This window comes from Nocardioides jejuensis, from assembly GCF_004337475.1.
Lineage (GTDB): Bacteria > Actinomycetota > Actinomycetes > Propionibacteriales > Nocardioidaceae > Nocardioides > Nocardioides jejuensis.
In genome coordinates this window covers 1-4094 of sequence record NZ_SJZJ01000042.1, presented here as the reverse complement: position 1 = coordinate 4094, position 4094 = coordinate 1, and the positions used below count along the sequence as shown (strand labels likewise).

Here is a 4094-nt window from a genome sequence, read left to right as displayed (position 1 = left end):
GTGACGGTGCCCTCGGTGACCGACTCGCCCAGCGCGGGGAGGGTGACCGACGTACCGGAAGCCGGAGCAGCGGGGGCGGCCGGGGCCGCGGGCGCCTCGGCGGCAGGGGCCTCGGCGGCAGGAGCCGCAGCGGCGGGGGCTTCGACAACCGGGGCCTCAGCGGCGGGCGCGGCGGCAGCCGGAGCGGCGTCGCCCTCGCCACCGACGACGGCCAGCACAGCGCCGACCTCGACGGTCTCGTCCTCGGACGCGCGGATCTCGGTCAGGACGCCGGCCACGGGCGAGGGGATCTCGGTGTCGACCTTGTCGGTGGAGACCTCGAGCAGCGGCTCGTCCACTGCGACCGTGTCACCAACCTGCTTGAGCCAGCGGGTGATGGTGCCTTCCGTGACGGACTCTCCGAGTGCCGGCAGGGTGACTTCGGTGGCCATGTGCGTCCTTTGCTCCAGATCTTCCGGGCATCTCAGGGCCCGGCTCAGCCGCGTGCGGGGACCATCTTTGCACTAACAGCCTCACGGCTGTCACGGGTGTCAGGCAGACTCGACACATGGGACTGTTCGGTCGCCGCGCACCGGGTGCGTCGAGCCCTCAGGACGAGCAACACCTGCTCGACTTCATCCGCACGCGGCGCGGCGTGGAGGGGTTCGTGGAGCCCCCGACCGTCATCAGCGGCATCACCCTGCTCCTGGTCGCGCACGACGGTGAGTGGACGCGGCGACGGGTCCCGTCGGTGCAGTGGGCGCACCGGTTCGCCAACAAGCACGGCGTCCCGTCGTACGACGCCGCTGTCGTCGGCATCCCGCAGAAGATGCGCGACTGGAACCGCCGCCAGCAGCCCTGACCGCTGATTCCCGGACGAGGGGCGATCGCTCGCGATGTGAGCGCGAACGGACACATTTCGCGGCGGAACCTGCTCCAGACCGTGTGATTTCGACCGTCAGCCGGCGCTGTGTGTTCCGTCCGGCACACGGGGTAGCAGTGAGCGCGCCATCCACACATCGTCGGGCCATCCCGGGGTGTCCCTCTCGCGGTGGGTCTCGACGAAGCCGCGTGCGGTGTAGAACTCGCCCGCGGCATCGTTGCCGTCGAGGTAGCTCAGGACGATGACGTCGACGGTCGCGCCGGCTGCGGCCGCGACGCCGTCGAGCAGCGCCGTGCCGATCCCGCGTCCGTGGTGTGACGGCAGGACATACAGCCTGTCGAGCGTGAGCACCCGATCGCGCGTGGAATGAGCGGCCATGGCGACGACCTGGCCGGCGTCACCAGCGACCCAGACCCGGCCCTGCTCGATACCGGACAGCAGCCCGGCGGCGGTCCACCAGCGAGCCAGGAACGACTCCACGCGCTCGCTTCCGACGAGCGGTGTGTACGTCGCGCGCCACGTCGTACGCCCGACCGCGAGGATGCCCTCGACGTCGGCGACCGTCGCGTGCCGGATCACCGCCACGCGGGTCAGGCCAGGCCGGCGACGTACTCGACCAGGGTGCTGACGCCGAAGCCCGTGCCGCCGGCGGTGATGTGGCCGGACGGCGCAGAGGCCCAGGACGGGCCGGCGATGTCGAGGTGGCCCCACGGGCGGCCGTCGACGAACTCACGCAGGTACGCCGCGGCGAACAGGCCGCCGCCCCAGCGCACGCCGTCGTAGTGGGCCAGGTCCGCGACCTTGCTCGAGTGCACGCGGCCGCTCATCTCCTCGGGGATCGGCATCCGCCACAGCGGCTCGCCCGCGAGCTCCGAGGCTGCGGTCAGGTCGCCGACGACCGAGTCGTCGCCGATGACGCCCGCGATCCGGTCACCGAGTGCCATCACCATCGCGCCGGTGAGCGTGGCGATGTCGACGATCGCGTCCGGCTCCTCCTCGGCGGCGAGCGCGAGAGCGTCACAGAGGACCAGACGGCCCTCGGCGTCCGTGTTGATGATCTCGACGGTGGTGCCGTTGCGCGCGGTCATCACGTCACCGGGGCGCATGGCCGAGCCGCTGATCATGTTCTCCGCGAGCGGTGCCCAGGCGGTCACGCGCACCGGCAGGCCGAGGCGCGCGATCGTCGCGATCGCGGCGACGACGGTCGCTGCACCGGCCATGTCGGACTTCATCGTCGTCATCGAGGACGACGGCTTGATCCAGTAGCCACCGGTGTCGAACGTGATGCCCTTGCCCACCAGCGCGACGTGCGTGGTCGCACCCTCGGGGGACCAGGTGAGCTTGACCAGGCGGGGCGGGTTCGCCGAGCCGCCGCCGACGGCAAGGACGCCGCCACAGCGCTCGGCGCGCAGCCGCTCCTCGTCCCAGACCTCGGCGGTGACGCCGTCGGGCAGGCCGTCGACCATGGCCTCCGCCAGGGTTGCGGGGAAGAGGTCGTTGGCCGGCGTGTTGACCTGATCGCGGACCCAGGCCGTCGCGGCGGCGACGAGCTGCGCCTTGTCGAACGCGGCGACCGTCTCCTTCTGACGCGCGCCGGCCGCGAGCACGATCACCTCGGGCGCCTCCGTGGAGGCGGCCGCGGAGTCCTTGCGGTAGCGGTCGAACGTGTAGGCGCCGAGCAGGTGGCCTTCGGTCACGGCGGCAACGAACGCGGGGGAGGTTGCCGGCAGCGCGAGCGCGACGGTCGCGGCGTTCGGGATGGCGCGGGCAGCAGCGCCGGCCGCCCGGCGTACGGCGTCGGGGGTGAGCGCGTCCTCGGCGCCCATGCCGACGAGCACCAGCAAGGGCGAGCCGATCGTGCCGGCGGTCGGGATCTTGGCGGTCTCGCCCGCCTTGCCCGCGATGCCCAGCGTCGACAGGAGGGGCGCGAGCTTGCGCCCGTACGCCGCTGCGACGTCCTCGCCGCCGGGGGCCAGCCGGGCGCCCTTGTCGGACTTCACGACGCCGACGACGACGGCGTCAGCCTTGGTCTTGGCGGGGCTGGCGGCACGGAGCAGGTAGGACGTCACCCGACGCAACTTACTCGTTGTAGGTTCAGCGCCATGACTGACCTGCTCACCTCGCCGCTCCACGACCGTCACGTCTCTCTCGGGGCGAAGTTCTCCGAGTTCGGCGGCTGGTCGATGCCGCTCCAGTACCCGTCCGGTGTCGTCGCCGAGCACGATGCGGTGCGCAACGGCGTGGGCATCTTCGACGTCAGCCACCTCGGCAAGGCGATGGTGACCGGCGAGGGTGCTGCGGCGTACGTCAACGCGACGCTGACCAACGACCTCGGCCGGATCGGTCCCGGGCAGGCGCAGTACACGCTCTGCTGTGACGAGGAGACCGGCGGCATCGTCGACGACCTCATCGCCTACTACAAGAGCGAGTCGCACGTCCTCCTCGTCCCCAACGCCGCGAACACGACCGAGGTCGTCCGTCGGCTGGTGGCGAAGGCGCCCGAGGGGGTCGAGGTCACCAACCACCACGAGGAGTACGCCGTCCTCGCCGTGCAGGGTCCGAAGTCGGACGAGACGCTGGCGAAGGTCGGCCTTCCGACCGGGCACGACTACATGGCGTTCGTCGAGGCCGACTTCGAGGGCACGGGCGTCGTCGTCTGCCGGACGGGCTACACGGGCGAGCGCGGCTACGAGCTGATCGTCGCCAACGCTGCTACGGGTGCTGTCTGGGACGCGCTGATGGCGGCCGGCGAGGAGTTCGGCATCGCGCCGTGCGGCCTCGGCGCGCGCGACACGCTGCGTACCGAGATGGGCTACCCGCTGCACGGCCAGGACATCTCGCCGACCGTCACGCCCAACGAGGGTCGCGTCGGCTGGGCCGTCGGCTGGAAGAAGCCGACCTTCTGGGGTCGTGACGTGCTGGTCGCCGAGAAGGAGGCCGGTCCGAAGCGCATCCTGCGTGGCCTGGTCGCTGCCGGTCGCGGCATCCCGCGTCCCCACATGGCCGTCCACCTGACCCAGGACATCCTGCTCGGCGAGGTCACCTCGGGCACGTTCTCCCCGACGCTGAAGAAGGGCATCGCGCTCGCGCTGATCGCCGCCACGATCGAGGAGGGCCAGCAGGTCACCGTCGACATCCGCGGTCGCGCCGAGGTCTTCGACGTCGTGAAGCCGCCGTTCGTGGAGACGAGCGTCCGCGAGGCCTGACGCGCGTCGGTTGGTCCGGCGCGCTG

The 4094-nt window shown here is 71.5% G+C and carries 5 protein-coding genes; 2 read left to right on the top strand and 3 right to left on the bottom strand.

Annotated features, from left to right (window positions below):
• Positions 1–431, bottom strand: a 431-nt coding sequence (locus EPD65_RS15895; RefSeq protein ID WP_341539067.1) for a biotin/lipoyl-containing protein, incomplete at its 3' end; no start/stop codon positions are given.
• Between the two features lie 116 nt (positions 432–547).
• On the opposite strand from EPD65_RS15895, the gene EPD65_RS15890 reads away from it, so the two are divergent.
• A complete protein-coding gene (locus tag EPD65_RS15890; protein WP_131585902.1) occupies positions 548–841 on the top strand; it encodes a hypothetical protein in 294 nt (97 codons plus the stop codon).
• Between the two features lie 96 nt (positions 842–937).
• Here the strand turns inward: EPD65_RS15890 and EPD65_RS15885 are convergent, their stop codons facing one another.
• Positions 938–1447 carry a GNAT family N-acetyltransferase gene (locus EPD65_RS15885; RefSeq protein ID WP_165873035.1) on the bottom strand — a complete coding sequence of 170 codons (510 nt, stop codon included), beginning with the start codon at positions 1445–1447 and terminating at the stop codon, positions 938–940.
• Between the two features lie 5 nt (positions 1448–1452).
• Entirely contained in the window at positions 1453–2931 is a 1479-nt protein-coding gene (locus EPD65_RS15880) for a leucyl aminopeptidase (protein ID WP_131585896.1), read from the bottom strand.
• A gap of 33 nt (positions 2932–2964) precedes the next feature.
• Here EPD65_RS15880 and gcvT point away from each other — a divergent pair, with 33 nt between their 5' ends.
• On the top strand, positions 2965–4068 hold the full coding sequence (gcvT, locus tag EPD65_RS15875) for a glycine cleavage system aminomethyltransferase GcvT (protein WP_131585894.1): 1104 nt from the start codon (positions 2965–2967) through the stop codon (positions 4066–4068).
• Positions 4069–4094: the final 26 nt, after the last annotated feature.

What these genes read in the sequence shown, in the direction of transcription:
- EPD65_RS15890 (WP_131585902.1), top strand. Translation starts at nt 548, where the DNA reads ATGGGACTGTTCGGTCGCCGCGCACCGGGTGCGTCGAGCCCTCAGGAC.
- gcvT (WP_131585894.1), top strand. Translation starts at nt 2,965, where the DNA reads ATGACTGACCTGCTCACCTCGCCGCTCCACGACCGTCACGTCTCTCTC.